The 21609-nt window shown below is 39.9% G+C and carries 17 protein-coding genes, 4 pseudogenes and 1 riboswitch; of the genes and pseudogenes, 5 read left to right on the forward strand and 16 right to left on the reverse strand.

The features are described 5' to 3' along the window. Positions 1-186: 186 nt before the first annotated feature. A complete protein-coding gene (locus ACFVSH_RS01160) occupies positions 187-1977 on the reverse strand; it encodes an ABC transporter ATP-binding protein (RefSeq protein WP_387601844.1) in 1791 nt (596 codons plus the stop codon). Beyond that, the gene (locus ACFVSH_RS01165; RefSeq protein ID WP_387601842.1) at positions 1952-3700 is read right to left on the reverse strand and encodes an ABC transporter ATP-binding protein; all 1749 of its coding nucleotides are present in this window, start codon (positions 3698-3700) and stop codon (positions 1952-1954) included. The genes ACFVSH_RS01160 and ACFVSH_RS01165 overlap by 26 nt, the downstream gene beginning before the upstream one ends. A 447-nt stretch (positions 3701-4147) precedes the next feature. Between ACFVSH_RS01165 and ACFVSH_RS01170 the strand changes: the two genes are divergently transcribed. Continuing rightward, positions 4148-4708 carry a nitroreductase family protein gene (locus ACFVSH_RS01170; RefSeq protein WP_387704404.1) on the forward strand — a complete coding sequence of 187 codons (561 nt, stop codon included), beginning with the start codon at positions 4148-4150 and terminating at the stop codon, positions 4706-4708. Between the two features lie 695 nt (positions 4709-5403). Here the strand turns inward: ACFVSH_RS01170 and ACFVSH_RS01175 are convergent. Further along, entirely contained in the window at positions 5404-6750 is a 1347-nt protein-coding gene (locus ACFVSH_RS01175; RefSeq protein WP_387601836.1) for an aspartate kinase, read from the reverse strand. Positions 6751-6953: 203 nt separating this feature from the next. Beyond that, complete coding sequence (gene queF / locus ACFVSH_RS01180; protein ID WP_061461394.1) at positions 6954-7454, reverse strand: preQ(1) synthase; 501 nt, start codon at positions 7452-7454, stop codon at positions 6954-6956. Positions 7455-7558: 104 nt separating this feature from the next. Next, a riboswitch (PreQ1 riboswitch) is annotated at positions 7559-7604 on the reverse strand. A gap of 130 nt (positions 7605-7734) precedes the next feature. Here queF and ACFVSH_RS01185 point away from each other — a divergent pair. Further along, complete coding sequence (locus ACFVSH_RS01185; protein WP_228467604.1) at positions 7735-8592, forward strand: EamA family transporter; 858 nt, start codon at positions 7735-7737, stop codon at positions 8590-8592. Between the two features lie 246 nt (positions 8593-8838). Beyond that, positions 8839-8973 (forward strand): BA3454 family stress response protein, encoded by a 135-nt coding sequence (locus ACFVSH_RS01190; RefSeq protein ID WP_192207721.1) that lies wholly within the window; start codon positions 8839-8841, stop codon positions 8971-8973. Between the two features lie 327 nt (positions 8974-9300). Here the strand turns inward: ACFVSH_RS01190 and ACFVSH_RS01195 are convergent. The 8 genes and pseudogenes from ACFVSH_RS01195 to ACFVSH_RS01230 form a co-directional block, all read right to left on the reverse strand. Continuing rightward, a pseudogene (locus ACFVSH_RS01195) lies at positions 9301-9745 on the reverse strand (YfmQ family protein). A 324-nt stretch (positions 9746-10069) separates the two neighbouring features. Continuing rightward, positions 10070-10354 (reverse strand): cytochrome aa3 quinol oxidase subunit IV, encoded by a 285-nt coding sequence (qoxD, locus tag ACFVSH_RS01200; protein WP_076370787.1) that lies wholly within the window; start codon positions 10352-10354, stop codon positions 10070-10072. Position 10355: 1 nt separating this feature from the next. Further along, positions 10356-10952, reverse strand: coding sequence for a cytochrome aa3 quinol oxidase subunit III (qoxC, locus tag ACFVSH_RS01205; RefSeq protein WP_387601832.1), 597 nt, complete (start codon positions 10950-10952; stop codon positions 10356-10358). Further along, entirely contained in the window at positions 10952-12898 is a 1947-nt protein-coding gene (qoxB, locus tag ACFVSH_RS01210; protein ID WP_387601829.1) for a cytochrome aa3 quinol oxidase subunit I, read from the reverse strand. Before qoxB ends, qoxC begins: the two co-directional genes overlap by 1 nt. 73 nt (positions 12899-12971) lie before the next feature. Continuing rightward, complete coding sequence (gene qoxA / locus ACFVSH_RS01215; RefSeq protein ID WP_377395253.1) at positions 12972-13901, reverse strand: cytochrome aa3 quinol oxidase subunit II; 930 nt, start codon at positions 13899-13901, stop codon at positions 12972-12974. Between the two features lie 1187 nt (positions 13902-15088). Continuing rightward, positions 15089-15403, reverse strand: coding sequence for a hypothetical protein (locus ACFVSH_RS01220; protein ID WP_260286521.1), 315 nt, complete (start codon positions 15401-15403; stop codon positions 15089-15091). 566 nt (positions 15404-15969) lie between these two features. Then, positions 15970-17205 carry a S1C family serine protease gene (locus ACFVSH_RS01225; protein WP_387704406.1) on the reverse strand — a complete coding sequence of 412 codons (1236 nt, stop codon included), beginning with the start codon at positions 17203-17205 and terminating at the stop codon, positions 15970-15972. Between the two features lie 191 nt (positions 17206-17396). Next, a complete protein-coding gene (locus ACFVSH_RS01230) occupies positions 17397-18083 on the reverse strand; it encodes a hypothetical protein (protein ID WP_387601821.1) in 687 nt (228 codons plus the stop codon). Positions 18084-18257: 174 nt separating this feature from the next. Here ACFVSH_RS01230 and ACFVSH_RS01235 point away from each other — a divergent pair, with 174 nt between their 5' ends. Next, the gene (locus tag ACFVSH_RS01235) at positions 18258-18614 is read left to right on the forward strand and encodes a hydrolase (protein ID WP_342614994.1); all 357 of its coding nucleotides are present in this window, start codon (positions 18258-18260) and stop codon (positions 18612-18614) included. Between the two features lie 692 nt (positions 18615-19306). Here the strand turns inward: ACFVSH_RS01235 and ACFVSH_RS01240 are convergent. Together ACFVSH_RS01240 and ACFVSH_RS01245 are read right to left on the reverse strand one after the other, a co-directional pair. Then, complete coding sequence (locus ACFVSH_RS01240; protein ID WP_387601817.1) at positions 19307-19465, reverse strand: aldehyde dehydrogenase family protein; 159 nt, start codon at positions 19463-19465, stop codon at positions 19307-19309. Positions 19466-20005: 540 nt separating this feature from the next. Continuing rightward, positions 20006-20201, reverse strand: a pseudogene (locus tag ACFVSH_RS01245) (oxalate decarboxylase); the annotation flags it as partial. A gap of 2 nt (positions 20202-20203) precedes the next feature. On the opposite strand from ACFVSH_RS01245, the pseudogene ACFVSH_RS01250 reads away from it, so the two are divergent. Then, positions 20204-20328, forward strand: a pseudogene (locus ACFVSH_RS01250) (cupin domain-containing protein); the annotation flags it as partial. 3 nt (positions 20329-20331) lie between these two features. Here the strand turns inward: ACFVSH_RS01250 and ACFVSH_RS01255 are convergent. After that, a pseudogene (locus ACFVSH_RS01255) lies at positions 20332-20625 on the reverse strand (oxalate decarboxylase); the annotation flags it as partial. A gap of 777 nt (positions 20626-21402) precedes the next feature. After that, the coding region (locus ACFVSH_RS01260) for a hypothetical protein (protein ID WP_387704408.1) at positions 21403-21609 on the reverse strand (207 nt) is incomplete at its 5' end.

A 21609-nucleotide genomic window follows, 5' to 3' on the forward strand; every position in this document is an offset into this window, starting at 1 on the left:
GTCAATTTGTAAAGTGTTTTCCATTATTTTGTCGATAATTCTCTCTGTCCCCACCAAGATGGAATGGGTGTTTTCACTCTTAATAAAACCGCATTTGGTGAAAACTCCGCGTTTTTTCCCAGGTTTAAGGTCCTAATAACGGGACCAACACAAAAAATGTGCGCCCTGACGGCACACATTCTATCTTCATCCAATCTGGTTTCCCCTTAATGAACTGCGAAACAGTTCGTAATAAAAACCCCTCTGCCGCAACAATTCTTCATGGGATCCCTTTTCAATGATCCTTCCTTCATCAAGTACAAGGATTTGGTCACTTTGCTGAATTGTATTCAATCTGTGGGCAATGACAAAACTTGTCCTTCCCTCCATCAAACGGTGTAAAGCCTCCTGGATTTTAAGCTCTGTAATCGTATCTATGCTACTTGTCGCTTCATCCAAAATCAAAAGAACGGGATCGGCTAGTATAGCCCTGGCAATCGATAATAGCTGGCGCTGTCCCTGGCTTATTCCATTGCCATCCTGATTCAGGATGGTATCATACCGATCCGGCAGTTTCATGATAAAGGAATGGGCATTGGCAAGCTTGGCTGCGTCCACCACTTCTTCATCTTCGGCATCCAGACGGCCGTAGCGGATATTTTCACGAATCGTACCTTGAAACAAAAATGAATCCTGTAAAACGAATCCCATATGCTTACGGAGACTGGACCTCGTCACCTGTTGGATATCCTGGCCATCAATCAATATCCGGCCGCTGTTCGGCTCATAAAAACGGGCTAGAAGATTAATGATCGTAGTCTTACCTGCCCCAGTGGGACCTACAAGCGCGATGGTCTCCCCTTTTTCCGCACGGAAATCAACATCATATATCGTTTGCTCCTCATCATTATACGAAAAGGAAACACCCTTAAATTCCACCTCACCACGGACATCACGAAGTTCAGAGGCCTGTTTCTCATCCACTTCCTCTTCTTTTTCATCAAGTATGGTGAAAACCCGCTCCGCACCAGCAACAGCCGAGAGTAGTGTATTGAATTGGTTAGCAAGGTCATTGAGGGGACGGGTGAATTGCCTTGAATACTCGGTGAAAATAACAATGACCCCGATGGAAACCGTCCCTATGCCACTCAGCGCCAAAAACCCCCCGACAGCAGCTATTACCGTGAAGCTTAAGTTGTTCAGCAAATTCATCAATTTCGGAATCAGCCCAGAGTATGATTGTGATAGGAAACCAGCTTTCTTTAAGTTTTCACTCCGGATGACAAAATCCCGGATCACTTTATCTTCCTGTGAAAAAGCCTTTACAATCCGTTGTCCGGAAATCGTTTCTTCTATAAACCCATTCAGTTCTCCAAGATTCTTCTGCTGTTCTTTAAACAGCTTTCCCGTCCGGTTAGTTATCCACCTCAGACCGAAGAACATAAGAGGAACGATTAATAATGTTAGAACAGTTAATAAAGGGCTCAAATACAGCATAACTCCGATTGTCCCGACCAGTGTCAGTACACTGGAAAAAATCTGGATGACAGAACTATTCAAAGTTGAACTGACATTTTCTATATCATTCGTGACCCTACTCATCAATTCCCCATGCTGACGCCGGTCAAAAAAGGGAATGGACAACTGGTGAAGCTTTTTGAACAATTGATTGCGCATCGCATAAACCGTATCCTGCGCGATTCCGATCATCCAATAATTCTGAAGCCACATGGATAGCGAATAGAATATATAGACCCCGAGAAGTCCGAAAAGAAGGCTGATCAGCCCCCCGCTATCTCTTGTGACAATATAATCATCAATGGCCATCCCAACAAGAAAAGGGCCAAGCAATCCCAAAACCGAGCTTATCAGCACCATGAAAAGGACACAAAATAGCAGGCTTTTATTTGTTGCTAAGTAGGGAATGATCCTTTTTATCGTATTCCAGGAGTTGACCGGTTTAGCCCTTGCCTTATCGGGAGATGTTCTTCGACTCAAGAGAAATCCCCTCCTCCCCAAACTGTGAGTGAACGATTTTTCGATAAAGATCGCTTGTTTTCATCAAATCCTGATGTTTCCCCAGCGCAAGCACTTGACCGCTTTCCAGCAACAATATTTTGTCCGCCTCCATAGCTGTACTGATTTTTTGTGTAATGATAAGCGTTGTGCATGTATATTCCTTTAAAGCAGCAAGCAATTTACTTTCCGTTTTTAAATCCAGCGCGCTCGTACTATCATCCAGAAGGAGAATCTTTGGTCTGCGCACCAATGCCCTTGCTATCGATAAGCGCTGTTTTTGCCCTCCGGACAGATTCACACCTTTTTGTCCTAACTGGGTTTCATATTGTTTCGGAAGTTTCTTTACGGTCTCATGTACCTGAGCATGCATGGCCGCTGTCACGATTTCCTCCATCGAGGCATCTTCTTTCCCCCAAGCGACATTATTTCTTATGGTTCCTGAAAAAAGCAGGGCCTCTTGCGGAACATAGCCGATTCTTTTCCGCAGCGAATTCAAGGGAATATCTTTTACATCCTGGTCATCAATTCGAATGGAGCCGCTTTCAACTTCGTATAATCTTGGAATCAGCTGAAACAGTGATGTTTTCCCAGATCCCGTCGCTCCTATGATGGCAAGCGATTCTCCTGGATCGATGGAGAAGCTCAAGTTTTTCAATATCGGGGTTTCGGTTCCAGGATAGCGGAAAGATACATCCAGAAACTTGATGCCTCCCCCATTGACGGCCTCACTCTTGCTTTCCGCCTTGCCTTCATCAATGTCTATCGGGGTTTCGAATATTTCCGTCACTCGTTCCGCTGAAGCCTTCGCACGGGAAATGACCATGATCAGCCATGAAAAAACGGAAAGGGATGCAGCAATCCTCGTGGCATAGTTAACGATCGCCACAACCTCCCCTATCTGTATATCTCCCGTTGTTATAAATTCGCTTCCAAGCCAGAGAATGATCAGAATCGCCACATTCATGACAAGCATCAACACAGGCATAGTCGTTTCAATTAAACGAAGGGAAGTCACAGTCTTTCTTTTCAACTCTTCATTCGCATCGTCAAATCGGCCGATCTCATGCTCCTTACGAAGAAAAGCTTTGATCAAGCGCATGCCTATCAGGTTTTCCCTCATGACGCCATTGACGTTATCGAGTTTATTCTGCACGAGCTTAAACAGCTTGGCCGCTCTTTTCATCACCCATCTAAGGAAGAAGACAAGAACCGGAATTGAAATGACCAAAACAAGGGATAGTTTCAAATCGACCGTAATTGCCATTATCGCCCCGCCGATTACGATCAATGGCGCCCTTGCCATGATGCGCAAGCCCATAAAAACCGTATTTTGAAGTTGGGTCACATCATTCGTCATCCTTGTTATCAACGAGGAAGTCGGGATATTATTCAAATTCGCAAAAGAAAACGCCTGTATTTTACCAAAAAGGCTTTTCCTTACATCATGTCCAAAGCTTTGACTTACATGTGATGCCGTAAAGGAATTAACGATCCCGCCAAGGAATGAAAAAACGGAAAGTCCAACCATGACACTTCCCCATTTAATCACCACCGATAAATCTTTCTGCAAAATGCCATCATCAATTATTTTTGCTATAAATAGAGGCTGTAACAGCTCTACCCCGAGCTCGACAATCATTAAGGATAAAGCAAGAATGATCAAAAGCCAGTATGGCTTAAGAAATGAGGACAAATTTTTCATCTATGACACCCTTCGATTCTTCATATGTAGATAGCATCTTTTCATCCTCTCATTATACATTTTTATACAGATTTTTTAAAAGAATTTAACTATTATAAAGGATTGGTAAATATGTTGAATTTTTTTTATAAATACCCTTGACAAATTATACGAAATAAGCGAAAATTCTAATTGATAATGATTTTCAATTTCATTATCGCTCTCTGAAATTTGATAAGCATTACGATATTCTCTTATCGTACCCTTTTGATATTGTACAAAGCTACAATGTCGCCCCGGCTTCTCTGTGCCTAGTAAAATTATATGCTCATTAGCGAATGCAAGTCACTAGAATATTGCCCCCTCTTTATTCAAGTAATTTATTCACGCTGGAAGCATATTAGGCAGCCGGGGATTATTTTTTTAAACTATTAAACTTACATATATGATTAAAGGAGCAGGATGATCATGAAACTAGAAGATATCATTAAAGAGCGGCGCAGCATCAAACGATTTAAGGACATTCCTGTTCCTATTGATACCATCCAATCATTATTGGGAACTGCGACATGGGCACCGAACCATAAAATGACCCAACCATGGCGCTTCGTCGTGGTGCATGGTGATAGCCGTTTAAAACTCGCGGAAGCAACCAGTGCATTCATGGCCAACAAAGAGAAGGACCCTGAAAAGAAAAAAGACGCCGGACAGCGAGGATATAATAAACTTATAGGTGTACCGATGTTTGTCGCGGTGATCATGGAAGAGAATCCGAATCCCATGACACGTGAAGAAGATTATGCGGCCACAAGTGCCTTGATCCAGAATTTCAGTCTGCTTGCCTGGGAACAAGGAATTGGGATGATATGGGAAACATACGGCATGATACACAGCATGGATTTTCGTGAAGCTTTAGGCGTGAAACCAGGAGAGAAGATCGTCGGCAGCCTTCACGTCGGCTATCCCGATATGATCCCCACTCCACGTCCAAGGAAAGAGATCGATCAAATACTGACCATCTTGGACTAATATAAAAGAAAAACCACCAATCCTCAATTGGAGGCTCAGACTGTAGACAAACTCTCGATGAAAATCGAGTTTGTCTACAGTTTTTTTATAGTTTTTACAATTTGACGGTTGTAACGTAGGGCTTTCGATTTCCGCGGGCATTCATTCCGGGAGTCCCCTCGGCTTACGCCTGCGGTGTCTTCCCTAGCAGCCTTACACTCCAATCCACTTTGTTTTAATATAAAGATAGAACTCAATCCTACATTCTTTTTTATTATATAGAAGTATTAAACTTGAGGTGATAAGGATGCTTTCTAAACATGATGCTATTCAGCAAGAACAACTCGAATTAATTATTTTAAATCAATTCGTGCCAGTGAATCATTTTGCCCGTTAACTTGATGCTGCCATCGACATCTCTTTCATTTATGATTTGGTGAAAGTGATGTATTCAGAGGTTGGACGCCCCCTTTTTATCCGTTTCAAGAGCATCAACTCCGTTCTCCTCCAATTGCTTTAGCCACTTGACAAATGGGCATTAAATTAAGACAGACAGCCTGATCCATACAGCGTGTCTGTTAGCTTGGAATGATTACCCCCAAACAGTCATTGTCACTATCATAAAGAACCCGATGAAAAATCCAGCGTTTTGTATAATGACTAAAAGATTAATCACAAAAACCCCCTTCTAAAAGGAGGTCTTTGAACTATTATTCTCAAAAGAACTCGTGATATAATGCCTGAATTGCCGTCTCTTCGTTATGCCCTTTCACACCGAACATCATGCTTACCTCCGAAGAGCCTTGATTGATCATCTCAATATTCACCTTTGCTTCGGCCAAGGCTTTTGACGCTCTTGCCGTTGTACCGACATTATGGCGCATTCCTTCCCCTACAACCATGATCAAGGCAAGATCATGCTCCACATTCACTTCATCAGCATGAAGCTCTTTCTTGATTCGTGAAATGATTTTCTTCTCGGCTTCACCCTTCATCTGGTCCTGCCTTAGAATAAGCGTCACATCATCGATGCCCGATGGAATATGTTCATATGAAACTCCATAATCTTCGAGGATGTGCAGCAGTTTCCGGCCAAAACCAACTTCCCTGTTCATCAAATATTTGCTAATGTAAATGCTGCAAAATCCTTTATCACTTGCAATGCCAATAACCGGCCCATTCGTATTATCCCGTGTACTTACAATGCGGGTCCCTTGTGCCGCCGGATTGTTCGTATTCTGGATATGGACAGGTATTCCCGCTCGGAATGCTGGAATCAGCGCCTCATCATGAAATACCGAGAAACCTGCATAAGAAAGTTCACGCATTTCACGATAAGTTAATTCCCGGATTCCCTTTGGATTGGAAACCACATTTGGATTCACCGCATAAACGGCATCCACGTCCGTAAAGTTCTCATACAAATCAGCTTTGACCCCATTCGCAAGAATCGAACCCGTAATATCAGAACCGCTTCTTGAGAAGGTTAAAACATCACCATCTAACGTATAACCGAAGAACCCTGGGAATACTACGATTCCAGGCTCATCACGCAGAGCATATAACCGATCATAAGATTCTGGAAGCACCTTGGTAAATCCACCTTCATCCGTTACGATCAAGCCAGCCTTCTTCGGATTTATATACTGCGCCTCTACTCCAAGGCTTTGGAAATAACCTGCGACCAGCTTTGCATTATTATCCTCGCCACTGGCCTTCAAAGTATCCAAATAGCGCTTCGGGTTAGTTTGGTCTGCATGCAACAGCGCCATTAAATTTTCGCGGATCCCAGTGACGACACTCTCTGATATATCCAGTTCTTCAGCAATGCTCGCATAGCGGGATACGACATCTTTTATCAAATGCTCTCCGTTATCCCCGCGCAGTTGCTGTTCAGCAGCTTCAATCAATAAATCCGTCACCTTTATATCATCGGAATTGCGTTTCCCTGGAGCCGAAACGACTACAATCTTCCTCTCTGGATCAGAAACAACAATTTCGAATACCTTTCTCAACTGTTCACCTGACGCAAGTGAACTTCCACCAAACTTTGCAACTTTCATCTCGACAACCCCTATTTTCGTAAATATTCTGTCAAAATTAACTCTCCCTATTATTACGCTTTTTCTCGAAACAATCAAGTGTAAATTCCGTTACAGGAGGACAATTGTGTTTTTAAAAAGGACAAAACAACAAGACCACTAATCGATAATAGCTAAAAAACTAAAAAAGACAACGGGCATTTGCCCATTGTCTCTCCTATTCTTTAGCGATTATCCACGGTTTCAGGATATAAGTCATGGTTCATCAAGCGGTAATCCGCCATTTCCTCATATTTCGTACCTGGTTTCCCATAATTCGTGTAAGGGTCGATGGAAATTCCGCCCCTAGGTGTAAACTTGCCCCAGACTTCAATATATTTAGGATCCATCAATTCGATTAAATCATTCATGATGATGTTCATGCAGTCTTCATGGAAATCACCGTGATTGCGGAAGCTGAATAAATAAAGTTTCAATGATTTGCTTTCCACCATTTTCACACTTGGAATATAGCTGATGTAAATGGTCGCAAAGTCCGGCTGGCCCGTTATCGGACATAAGCTAGTGAATTCCGGGCAATTGAATTTGACGAAATAATCCCGGTTCGGATGTTTGTTATCGAATGACTCAAGGATTTCAGGCGCATAGTCGAATGTATATTTTGTTCCTTGATTCCCAAGCAGTGTGATATCTTTTTTTAACTCTTCTTCTTTTCTTCCAGACATTAAAAGTCCTCCTAATCCCACGTTTCAGGGAGATTCATAAAATGGGCCTCTATATAACAAAAACCATATCTCCTCAAAGATATGGTTGATTCGCGAAAAATATCAAAGCCATAGTTTTTTTAAGAGGGTGATGCTATGAACCTCTCCCGTTTATCGGGAAATATTTTAAAATTGTCATAGTAAATATAGAAAAAAATATCTAATCTGTCAATCATACTTTTAAAATTTGGTTTGATTCCAGCATGCATTCAGCTTAAAATGTAGAAGAAGTTTATCCTACATGAAGGAAGAGATTACGTCAATGTGGATTTTTGCAGCCCTCATCACGAGTTTATGTTTTGGAATCAATAACAGCATTTTTAAATGGAGTAGCGGAAAGGGTTACTCAAAAGTACATATCCAATTTTTCTTTTATTTTTCAGCTTTTATTTTGGCCATATCTTATGGAGTATCTGTGGATGGTTTACAGTTTAACTGGCTGTCCATCATGCTTGGTGGAGCCATTGGGGTACTGAACGCTAATGGTAATATCCAGATGGCAAGCGCCTTTGAAAAAGGACCGGCAAGCTTGACATCTCCTTTAATCGCAGCGAATGCAATATTCCCCATTCTCTGTGCTGCTTTAATTTTTCACGAACATATTTCTACTTTGCAGTGGACTGGAATCGTCTGCATGTTTCTCGCTACATTAGTCATTCAGTATACACCTAATGCTAAAGGCAACCATCAATATGTCCCTTGGATGATGCACACATTATTATCCATTTTATCTTTTGGTGTGCTAGGCATTCTTATGACGACATCAACACGTCTTCATTTAAATTCCCTTGATATCCTGGTATCAATGTATGGAGGCGGAACTCTTTATCTTCTTTCGGCTCTGGCCTTTAAAAAGGAAAAAATCAAGCTAAAGGAAGTCAAAATCGGTTCCTTGGTGGGCCTTTTAAGCACTATAGGCTATGGATGTTATTTCTTTGCGTTGAACACTGGCATCGCAAGCATCATCTTCCCTGTCGTCAGCCTGAACTGTTTAGTTGTCGTATTCGCAGGATGTTATTTATTCAAGGAAAAACTAAAAAACTATCAAGTTGCCGGCGTACTTGCAGCATTAATCGGCATTATCTTGACTAAAATATGAATATAGTTCATTTACAAAAACGACCTGACAGCCATGAGTACAAGCCAGGCCGTTTTTTATTGTGCCGGGAAATAGGGTGGTCAAAAAAAAGTGTTGACACACCCTTAAAAATATCAGATAATTTTGAATATTAATTCTTTATGTTTTACTACTTTTGAAATGTTTGAAAAATCCTCTGTCACGGGTATTAAAGAAATAGGTACAACCACCCCATTTAATTCTGAATTAGGAAAGGAAAGATGCATAATGGTAAAAGTTACGGTAACGGTTGATTTTCAAGGAAAATCTTATCAAACTAACGTCCTTACTAAACCGGATACGGATCATGAAGTAATTTTACAACAAGCGCTTCATCAAGTTGAAAAACAATGGAAAGCATAAAAAGGCAGGCATCGCAATAGATACCTGCTTTTTTATTACAATATAAATAATTTCATATGCACGATGAAAGAACCTCTTACAGTAATCCCCTCTCTTTTAATTGCATTTTCCAAAAAAACTAAAATTATGACGTCAGTTTGTGTACTAGATTTTTAATAAAATTCATTAAAAACCGGTCTCAGTTTATAGACAAAAGAGTTCTATATAAAGCTAATTGGAACGCAGGGTTACGAGACTCCTGCGGGGAAAGCGAGTGCCTGGAGCGGAAATTAACGGTTAAATTGTCTACAGTCTAAGACGGTCCTTAACGAGACCGTCATTTTTTTATTAAACTAATTTACTTATTAATGGCACGGAATGCTCTTGGAGGCTATCTGAAAGAAGACTATAAGAAATGACTTTCTTCTTGTACTGTTTGACTACATCGACGTGGTCATTGTAAATGTATACAAATAACCTAACATCCTTTTTGCTTCCTTTAGTATCAATGACCAATGGAATCCCACTGTTCTCTGGGTGTAAAAACAATTGCTCGTTCCCTGGGAATATATGATTTTTTTTCAAAAATCTAGCGTTATTAAAATAACTAATGACTTGAATTTTTTTCTACACCTTCCAAACGTTTTCCGTCAAAGGTTACAATCGCATTCTCGTCACTAATTTCTGAGTGTATTTTAAATTTGCTGATAATCCAATTAACTGCATCGGTTGGAAGGCAGGAAACCAATATTTTTAACAAACTTAAGATAATGGTCAAAATCAGACCCGCAATGTCAATTTCATCATCTCCGCTGCGTTTATAAATGCGTATATCGCTTATTATATCAAAAGGTCCGACAGCTTTTCTTAGAAAATCTGTACGTTCTATTAACGTTACTTCTGTAAAACAATTTTTATTTGAACGCACGGCCAAACTTCGATAGGGACAATTATCCGTTTATACATATAATGTTCCGAAATGGTTATACTAAACAAAATGGGTTCATCAACATCTTAAAAGTATGAAGTGGATAAAGCCGTATATGAAATTCTACTTACTACTTTTAAATACAAAAAAACCGGGCGTCATCAAGACGCCCAGTTTTTCCGGAATGGATTATTGATATCCCCAAACCATTGTTAGCAATGTACCGAAAATTGTAACCAATGCAACGAACAATCCGTAATAAACGTTTGTGTAAATCGATGCTTTATCTTCAGACTCTCCTGCATGCATGAACATAACAAATTGAAGTGCAGCTTGCATGAAAGCTGTAACAAGTAGGATGATCACAGCCATTTTAAGTGAGAGATCAAACACAATAACTGATAGTGCGACCAAAGTCAGGACTAGCGAAAAGGCAAATCCCATAACTTGGCCCCGTGGGAATAATTCTTTCATATTACATCATTCCTTTCAGATAGACGAAACTGAAGATGAAAATCCAGACAACGTCCAAGAAATGCCAGTAAAGTGAAAAGATGAAAGCCTTGTTTGTTGTCTGTGGAGTCATACCGCGCTTTTTAATCTGCATGACGATGAAGGTTCCCCAGAATAAACCAAGTGTAACGTGAGCTCCATGCGTACCTAGTAATGTGAACAAACTAGATAAGAAAGCACTTGTTTGAATCGTTGCTCCTTCATGTACATACTCCACGAATTCATAAATTTCGACTCCTAAGAAGCCTAAACCAAGAATAAGGGTGATAATGAAGAAACCAATCGTTGCTTTCTGCCTGCCAAGTCTCATTGCATTGATTCCAAGACCTATCGTAAAACTACTAGTTAATAGAAAGATTGTTTGAAACATTAATGTAGGGACTTTAAAAAGATGTTCCCCTGTTGGACCATTTCCAGTACCATCAACTAAGACAAAATAAGTGGCGAACAGTGTAGCGAAAAGAGCTATTTCTGCCCCCAGGAAAACCCAGAATCCAAAAATCTTTAAGCGATTTTCTTCCGTGCTATATTCTAGTGGCAGCGAGTTATCTATTTTCATTACTTAGCACCTCGCAATTTATTTTCAGTTTCTTCGATCTCTTCAACAGAGATATAACGTCCGTGATCTTTTTCGAATGAACGGTGAATCATACAAGCAAAGATACCGATCGTTGCAATGATTGCAATGATCCACATGCTGAATACCAATGCAAAGCCCCAAACGAAGAAGATACAGCTCATGATAAACGGCACGCCACTGTTATTTGGCATATGAATCTTTTCTACTTTACCGCTAAATAATTTGAAGCCTTTTTTCTTTGAATCCCAGAATGCTTCTGTAGAATCAACTGTTGGTACAATTGCAAAGTTATATTCAGGGATTGGTGTATGTGTAGCCCACTCTAGAGAACGTGCATCCCATGGATCGTTCGAGATATTTCTTGATGCATAACGAGTACTCCAATAGATATTGTACACAATAAGTGCAAATCCTATTGCTAAACCAATCGCTCCAACGAAAGAGAGCATATTCAATGGACCATACCCTGTTGATTCAGAGTACGTATACATACGACGTGCCTGCCCATCTAAACCAGTGATGAACATCGGGAAGAATGTTACATTAAAGCCGATTGTAATGAACCAGAACGACCATTTTCCAATTTTTTCGCTCAACATGAAACCGAACATTTTTGGCCACCAGTACGTAAAACCGGCAAGTACGGCAAATACAGTACCAGGGATTAAAACGTAGTGGAAGTGAGCTACTAAGAACATTGTATTATGGTATTGGTAGTCAGCACTTGCCATGGCAAGCATTACCCCTGTTACCCCACCGAGCGTGAAAATCGGAATGAAGGCTAAAGAGTATAGCATTGGAACGGTAAATACGATTTTACCTTTCCAAAGTGTGAACAACCAGTTGAAGATCTTAACACCAGTCGGGACGGCAATTGCCATCGTGGTAACCGAGAAGATACCATTAACCATTGCACCGTGACCCATTGTATAGAAATGGTGAGCCCATACAACGAAAGATAGAGTGGAAATAGCTACCATGGAGATAACCATCGAATTATACCCGTACAGGTTACGACGTGCAAATGTCGAAATGATTTCACTGTAAATACCGAAAGCTGGAAGAATTACTATATAAACTTCAGGATGTCCCCAAACCCAGAACAAGTTCGCCCAAAGCATATCGCTACCGCCATTGGCCATCGTAAAGAATTGAGTTCCGAATAGACGATCCATTGTCATCAACGCAAGTGCCACTGTCAATACAGGGAAAGCGAAAACGATGATGAAGTTTGTGATCAAGATAGACCATGTGAACATTGGCATTTTCATTAAGTTCATACCAGGTGCTCTCATTTTCAAGATGGTTACGATAAAGTTGATACCAGTCATTAATGTACCAATACCAGCAATTTGAATTGCAATCGCGTAATAGTTCGAACCGACTGATTCACTGAAATCGTTACTTGCCAGCGGGAAGTAAGATGTCCAGCCTGCATCAGGAGAACCACCGACTACGAAAGAGATGTTAAATAGCATTGCCCCCATGAAGAATAACCAGAAGCTTACTGCGTTCAGACGTGGGAATGCTACGTCACGCGCTCCAATTTGTAATGGTGTAACAATGTTCATTAACCCAATGATAAATGGCATAGCCATGAACAGGATCATGACGACCCCGTGTGTTGTAAATACCTCATTATAATGCTGTCCATCCAAAAGACCGTTATCTGGAATAGCCGTTTGAGCACGCATCATAAGAGCATCGACGCCACCACGGAAAAGCATAAGCAGTGCTGACAAGATGTACATGATACCAATACGTTTATGGTCAACCGTTGTTAACCACTCACGCCATAAGTAACCCCATTTTTTAAAATAGGTAATTCCGGCGACAACCGCAATCATGGTTAAACCAATGGCAACCATGGATGCATAAATCGCAGGACTTGGATGAGGTACGGCAAATCGATCAAAGTAATCCATACTTTTGTGACTCCTTTCAGGAAAATATTCCTTATCTTGTAAACCTAGTTGTTTTATCGAACGAAATTAATTCTTAGTGATCATGATTCATGTTGCTGTGTTCTGAATGTTCCTCGTGTGAATCCTTGGAATCATTTTCTTCAGTATCAGAAGATCCGTGGTCATGACCAGCATTTTCCCCTTCAGGAGCTGGTGAAAACTCTAAGTGAGTTCCAGTGTAAGTGGATTGTCCCACATGACCAGGTTTTAATAATTCATTAAATTTTTCCTCAGTAATCGGTTTAGCAGTAGCTTTAATTTCATCTACCCACTTATCATAATCTTTTGCTGACAATGCATTTACGTTGAACGTTTGCTGAGCAAAACCTGAACCACTGAAGTTTGAATTTCGACCCATATACTCACCTGGTACATCAGCTGCTAAGTGCAACGTATTAACCATGTCCGACATCGCGTATTTTTGTCCTCCAAGTTGTGGAATCCAGAAACTTGAGATTGGACCGAATGAGTAAAGTTTAAATTCAATTGGTCGGTTAGTCGGTATAAACAGATAGTTGACCGTTTCGATATCTTCTTCCGGATAACTAAAATGCCATTTCCAGTTGGAAGATGAAGCGTAAATAACTAAAGGTTCTTGATCTCCGTACCCTTTAGGTGTTGCCTCAACTTCATTTGTTGTTTTAACAGTAACAACGGATAGGAAAGCGACGATCAAAATTGGGATCGCAACCCAAATTATTTCAAGAACCTTACTTCCTTCAATATGAGGTGGTTCATAATCATCACGCTGTTTGGAAGCACGATACTTCATTATCATGAAGATATAAAGTACCATAACGACAAGGACGACAAAGGCCATTGTCCATATCGAAATCATAATAACATCTGCTTGTGTTGCAGCTACTGGCCCTTTAGGGTCCAAGACCATTAATGGGTTATCGCAACCGGTTAGCACAGTGGCAATTGTAAAAAGTATAGTTAATAGAGCCCATTTTATTTTCATAGTACTACCCCTTTCTTACATAATAAAATTCCAATTGGTAATTATTCGGACAAAGTGTTACCATGTTCACAAACCCCGACATACCAATATTAATCCCAAGTGTAAAAAAAGACAATACAAAGTGACATCTGTCACATAAAGTTCAATAAAGAGCAGTAAGAAGATGGTAAATGAACAGAAATGTTCGAAAATCTTCAGCAAATGAAATATAATAAATGTTTAATAAATTACCTTTGGAAAATTCACTTATCAGTACAGGATTGCAGATAATACCGGTCACTTTCCGTTTAATATTACTCTAGTATAATGAAATAAAATCTTCACATTATATTCACCGCGTATATTGCCTCAAAACTTCTAAAGATTATGAATTATATTACCTATCCTGTTAATTAGTTATCTTTCGTTGAAAAACATGATTTATAGCGGATTTTTTTCACTCGGCCATAGAACCTGGTAAATGGTAGCCGCCTTGTACACGATGTTTTTTCCATGCTTCAATACCTTTATGATCCAACACTGGTCAATGTTATATATATATAAGGAAACAACGAGTGTGAAATGTAATTGTGTTTTTTATCCTCGCAATACTTTTTGCCCTTTCAGTATTCCTAAACAGGCGTTTAGTATTAGTCGTGGGTGAAGTAATTCAGTGGTCAGTCAAACTTGTTACAACTAGTCAAGTTGTTTATCAATCAATATCAGCGGACTGGACAAAAACCATTTTACAAAAGAGTACATTTGGTGGTTCAATCAACTCCGGATTTTGGAAACTCACTATTCAAAAATCAACGACATCCCTTTTGTATCTTCAGGGAAAAACACATAAAAAAACCACAAAAAAAGGACTTTTTAAAAGTGTCCTTTTCTCGTGGATATAGTTCAAAATGCAAAGTGAAAACTTCCTGGCGTTCAGGCAGTTTGGTTTGAATACCCAAGCACATCGTTAGTATTTCAAATACAAAGGATTACTTGAAATATTTTTTTGTACATGACGAGCCCAGTATATTGTATTGTATTAAAAAGCCAACTGGTAATCAATTCAAGCTCTCTGTAAAATGAAAGCGCATTCAACCATTCGGATCATGTTGACTCAAATTCTTTAGAAAGAAGAACAACTGGTTATGTTCAACCATGTTAGTAAATCTGATGATAGAATGCAAGTTCATTATGCTATATTCCTCGTTTTAGTTACTGAATTCTGTACTTCTTTTTGTTTGAGTGTTAGCCTTTGTTTTCATTTTTATGATTTTAGTCGTTTCCGGTACAATTCTTTTACCTTTATGTGTTTTCATTACCATTTCTTCTGTCAGGACAAAAAATATACCAACTAGAAAAATTGCAGCTGCGCTTAGTGTGATGGCGATTCCAACGGCGGTAAATATATAATCCTTATTGTAATCGCTTACAAAGAAACTTAAAGCAAAAATAATAATTCCGATTACACAACCTGTGCCCGATACCCATTTCACTGCATCTAACATCTTCTGATTAGCTTCCATAATTTCATCCCCTTTCTTTCTATTTTATGACATTTCACAAATTTGTCAAATCTTTTCTATTTTTTAACATATACACAATGAAAACCTTGACAAATAGAACGCGCCACTATTAGCTTTTAGGTATTCAAGACTATAGGGAAAATCTGTAAAACAGTGCGAATACACTATCTATTTTCCCTATATTAACCTTTTGTATACTATTAAATAGGGGTTTGGACAATTTGAACGTTGTCTTCCACTCCATGCACTCGCTTTCCCCTCAAGAGTCTCGGGACCGTCCGTTCCAATCAACTTTGTTTTGACTTTCAGATAAAAACTTTTAGCCTCAATCTTTATTGTTACAAGTATGGTATATGTTGGATTACATTAAGGGACTTAAAAAATTGTCGATGCAGGAGATGCTTACTTTCGCTGCTTTTATTTTAAAGAAGATGGCCAAATGGGCATGGTAAGTTTCAAAAATCGTCTAAAATTCAAAGGGAAAATGGGGTTCGGATTTTTTATTTCCGAACCCCTTTTGTCTACAAACTTAGGCCCCTGATGAAAATCAGGGGCCCTACCTCTTTCTATCGTTTTTGCAAGGTTAACGTTACCGTTTTCTCTTCAGTACCCCGATATACTTTAACCTTTACTTTATCGCCGATTTTCTTATCCGTATATAAGTACTTCCTTAATGCAGCGGCAGTATTTATTTTCGTTCCATCAATCTCAACGATGATATCCTGTTGCTTAAGCCCCCCATTCGCCGCAGCCGATCCTGCTTCTATACTCGTCACCATTACACCGGACTTTACGGCTTCAGGAACATTTTGAATGTAATATTGCGGCAGTTCTTCCATACTGGCCAAGCTGACTCCTAAATATGGGCGCGTGATTTTCCCATTTTCAATCAGCTCCGTAACAATCGGAATCACATCATTACTCGGTATGGCGAACCCTAAGCCTTCTACACCGTTTTCGGAAATCTTCAAGCTGTTTATGCCGATCACTTCCCCAGCAGTGTTGATCAATGCACCGCCGCTATTGCCGGGGTTGATCGCTGCATCTGTTTGAAGGACATCGAGTTCCCACTCCCCGTCCGAGGTATCGACTGAAATGGAGCGTCCGGTCGCACTGACGATCCCTTGTGTAACCGATCGTGAAAAATCAAGTCCAAGTGGGTTGCCAATTGCCAATACTTCTTCACCTGGACGCATGCTATCAGAATTACCGAATTTAATTCCCTCCGGTGCTTTCGAGGCATCAATTGTCAAAACCGCTAAATCCGTCAAAGCATCCGCGCCGACAACTGCTGCCGTTGCCTTTTGTCCATCATACAATGAAATTTCGACTTCCTTAGCTCCTTCAATAACATGATTGTTCGTGATGATATAAGCTTTCCCATCAGCTTTTTTATAAATGACCCCTGAGCCTGTGCCGCTCTCAACCGTTTCTCTCCCCGTGCTTTGCTGCTGGTACGGGTTCTGGTTTTGCATCTCCTGTAAATTCACGACCCCTACAATCGATTTGGATGCTGATTCGACCATATCTGCCCTATCATTTGAATCCGTACTTGTCGATAACTTTTCCGCCGTGACACTTTTATCCTTTTCAACACTTTCCGTTTGCTGTACACCTGCCGTTTCGGTTGACTCATTCACCGGACTTTTCCCTTGATCTATAAAATCCCCGCCAAATAGAAATACAGACGATGTAACCATAGAAGCAACCGTTCCGGAAACAAGACTGGTTACCCAAAGAGATTTACCCTTTTTCCGTTCTGCCTTGACTCTGACTTGCTCATCACCATTATAATTCTCCATCTTTATCCCTCCTAGATTGTCCTTTACTTGGCTCCATCATAAACAGTAAATATTAAAAAATTCTTAAGAAAATAAAGAATGAGGCAAACTTTTTACAAAAATCATTAAATTTTATCGAATCCTGTACTTTGTCGCGCCACAAAATAAAAAAGGCCTCAACAAGGGCCTTCAAACCGACCATTCAGTTTTCCTTACATGACTTCATACACTTCTTTCGTCTTCTTATTCACGCCATACCAGCCCCAAGTGGTTTTGTGGCCACTTTTCTGACTAGGTTCATCCACCTCGAATACATGAAAAATGTAATCACCCTTTTCGGAATCGTGATCATATTCGATATGTAAATCAGGGAAATTTTCCATGTCCACATAACCCTTCACAAGCTTTTCCGCCTGAGATTTACTTAATGTACTGACTGAACCCTTGATTCCTTCACCTTTCGTTTCCGTTACCGCCTTATCTTCTACTTTGGATCCGTCCTCGGTTGCTTCCCCTACCGGTTCGTCATTCCCCTCTACAGTTTCGATTGTGGCCGAGTCTGATAACGGGTGCATTTCCACCGCTTTTGAAACCATTTGTTTACCTTCCCGGTATTTTGCTTTATATGCGGTTGCTTTTTCAAAATCGCTTTTGGCCGAACCAAAATCCTGTTCGTCGTAATTCTTCATCCCACTTGCCAGAAAACCTGAAAGATCCATTAACTCCCTTGCTTCCGGTGTTTTCGCCTCTTTATAAGCTAATTCAAATGCCTCATGGGCTTCTAAATAATTTTCCTCATTCAACTGACCTTTCCCTAAATCCATATTGGAATCATAATTCCTTGTTACGCAGCCTGAAGCAATCAACACAAAAAAAATAACCATGATTGATCTCTTCACTATGTCACTCCTCACTTTTACATAATTTTCTTTAAACCCATCTTATACCATTTGATAAGATAACTGATACCTCTATTTCCTATCTTTTTCATTAAGGGAATGTTTACGTCCATGATTAACTTTTTACAAATAGTGGTACAGAATAGATAAACCCTTGAAAGGATGATGTGCAGAATGATGCAGGAAAAACAGACATACCATGTTGATTTGGTCAGCGGCGACGTACTCGGACAAAAACTTGAAGAGAATCCGAGCTTCACTATACACGCCACTGATGAGGAACTTGCAGAATTGAAACAATGCCTGGAGGAACACCGGACAGATGACCTGGAGGCATACGCCCGTTCACATGTGCCCTACCTTCTCTATCATCATGACCGGGCAAATGATAAATACGATGCAGCCATGAAAAGACTTTATGCCCTCATTTATAAATTAGGGGATGAAACGGCACGAAACCATATTGAAGAAATCGGCATATTGAAAGATAACAAATACGAGGGAAAAGAAGAAGTGCAAAAGTTCAAATAATAAATAGGAACAGAACCAATTCAAAGGTTCTGTTCTTTTATGATCAAGTTCAATCAAAAACTATTCCCTTCCCCTAATATAAAGGGGAAATATCACGTTTAACAACTGGCAGTTATCAAAGGCTAGTAAGGGCTGATTAATATCGTTACTCACTATTGTTAGAACTTTATCTTTTCATTATGGAGTTGACCTGCACATGCATAAAAAAAAGGTTGCCTTGGCAACCCCTCTCAATAAATGAAGGAACTGTCTCAAGTTCCCGGTTAAATTTCATTGCAATGACACGCACTCATAACGTTTCTTTATTAAATGTTCCACTCTTTTAATTCCAGTCTACGAACCTTATGTACAACGTGGGGGTCATTTTCCGCTAATGAGAGTGCTTCTTCAAATTTGTCTGCAATATAGACGACCAAGCCACCTTATCCATCTGCAAAAGGCCTCTTGCAAAAACCTTCCCATTACGATCAAGTTCGTTTAAGTACTAGATATGCTGTGGACGTACTTCCATATTTTTTTCGGCATCAATCATATGTAAGATTGCTGCATAATAAGCCATGCTTTTGCACTCCCTAATTTCGGTTCCAGATACCTTTGAGTAAGTATCAGCATCTAATATGGCGGCCGGATGAAGGATATTGCCTTCCTCTATTACACCTGTTGCAATCTTGGCTCCATCTTGTTTCGCCTTCTCAATCCAATTGAGGGTCTTTCACATCATTTGGGGAGATCAATGCGGAAACATCCGTTTCTGGGTCAAGCGGATCACCTAATTTTGATAGTTTCGTTGCCACTATAAACTTTTCAACAAAACGATCATAGACTTCTTCATGAGCATAAACCTTTTGCAAAGAAATACCTACTTGTCCCTGGTTTGAAAATGCCCCAGTCACACAACGTTGCGAATGCCTCTCCCAACTCCTGGGCTACCGGTAAAAGTACTCATACTTACTCTAGAACCAGTGACCAATTTGGCCGAATTACGAACAATATGCCGTGCTGATTCCGAATCTCCCCTAAAAGACCACACTAAAATAGTAAAAAGAGCACTAAAAAACGCACTAATAAATATTTCTATTGATATAACTAATAGGAAAGATACTTTTCTTAGATTGAAAAACATAAATAAGCTAAATAAACCAATAAGGGAAGCGATTAATGGCGAAAAGGAATTGATAGAAACTTACCTAAGGATGAAGCTGTTACCAACTTATATATATCCGACCAATTAATTTTCTATGAGGTTGCAGTGGGTAAGAATTATTTTCCCCAACCATCGAACTATTTCTTGTTTTTATAACAGCTTGAGTAGTCTCAGTTGCGTGGTCGTAAATTATCTTGTACATAGTAATCACCTTCATAACTATATGGATAAACAAAACCACTCTTATCTACCTGTTTTTTGGATAGTAGGAAAACCCGGGATATTTCACAACTAACCATTCCTCCTTGCGTAGAAATTCCAGCAATTCTGATCCAACATTTAGGCTATTTCTTTAAGAGTCAGTGCCATCCATTGATTCAATGACACATCTTCAAGGCTGTCGCTTTTGAACATCTCTAAAAACATAACGTTTCTGTACCCATGGAGAGAACTTCATTGGCATCCAAATAACGACGAGTGGCAGTATTAACTTACCGGACAAGGGCAATGACTGTATTTACTGGAAACGGAGCAGCACGTACATTTGATTATAGGGCTGGGAATGTCGGATAATTGCACCCGGTTCAATCTTAACAAGTGCTGCTGCGATTGTTTTTAAAATTGGAAAGTTGGAAGAATCCACAATTCGTACACTACCACGAGATGTTTTGATTGGTGTTTGCAGCAACAGCTCGTGCTTAAAGGTAAAAGGGACTTCCCCGTAGGGTAACTGGACTTCTTGACTTTCCAGTGAACCTGATACCTCCTCCTGATAGATATATACCTGTTCAGAAGGAATGGAGTTAAAAGCACTCTCTCTTACTCCAAAAATAGCCGACAGAACATCTTTAGGGTATGTGCAAACCAGATCTTCCAGCGGCCCCTAGGATTTTTCTACTTTTTTCAACGAATCACCAACAGAAAAAGGACCACTGTTAATGTTTTTTTGAATTCGTAGGCTAAACCCTTTATCTACAGAAAAAGAGAACATTCCGTATTACTCTGGTACCTCAGAGGAAAAAATGTAACCGAGTTAAGTATAATAATGGTGCGGTTCCCTTAATAGAAATCAAATTTGAAAAAAACCGACCAATACAGGTCGGCATAACAGAAGGCGCCATATCCGTAACACCGACCAATCCACCGGATAACAAGACAAGACATATAGAAGCACGACTTTATTTTTGTTCTAAAGGAATACTAAATTGGGTATTACATGTTATGCTTTAATTAGAAAAATGGCACCAATATTACAATTTTATGAGTACTTTTATTTTGGTTCTTAACTTGATGTATCTACATATCAATTTTGCGATTTGTTTCCTAAATCCTTTAATCCCCGGTAAATTTCTGACTCCTTAACCTACAATGTGATCGCTTGTTTTTCCTCAGTTGTCAATTCAATTCCGTTGTTAAACAGAAGAATAGGTATTTAAAAAATGTTCTGTGTTTAAAAATTAGGTGTTCTTCATTATTTTTACCCAATCCAATAAATCTTAAATTCATAAGATAAAGTAATGTTTTATGTAAAGGGGTGTGAAAAATTGGGTAAAGATAAAAAGTGCAAGGAGTGCGGACATAGACCATGTAAATGTGACAAAAAAAAGTGTCCGGATTGTGGACATAGACAATGTAAATGCTCATCTAAACAAGTACAAAATGTAAAGCAAGAAGTGAAAGTGAATGTAAATAGCACTCAAGGAGCACAAGGAACTCAAGGAACTCAAGGGCCGCAAGGAGCACAAGGGCCGCAAGGAGCACAAGGGCCGCAAGGACCACAAGGACCTCAAGGAGCACAAGGACCTCAAGGAGCACAAGGACCTCAAGGAGCACAAGGACCTCAAGGAGCAC

The sequence above is a fragment of the Peribacillus sp. NPDC058002 genome (genome assembly GCF_042886655.1).
Classification (GTDB): domain Bacteria; phylum Bacillota; class Bacilli; order Bacillales; family DSM-1321; genus Peribacillus; species Peribacillus aracenensis.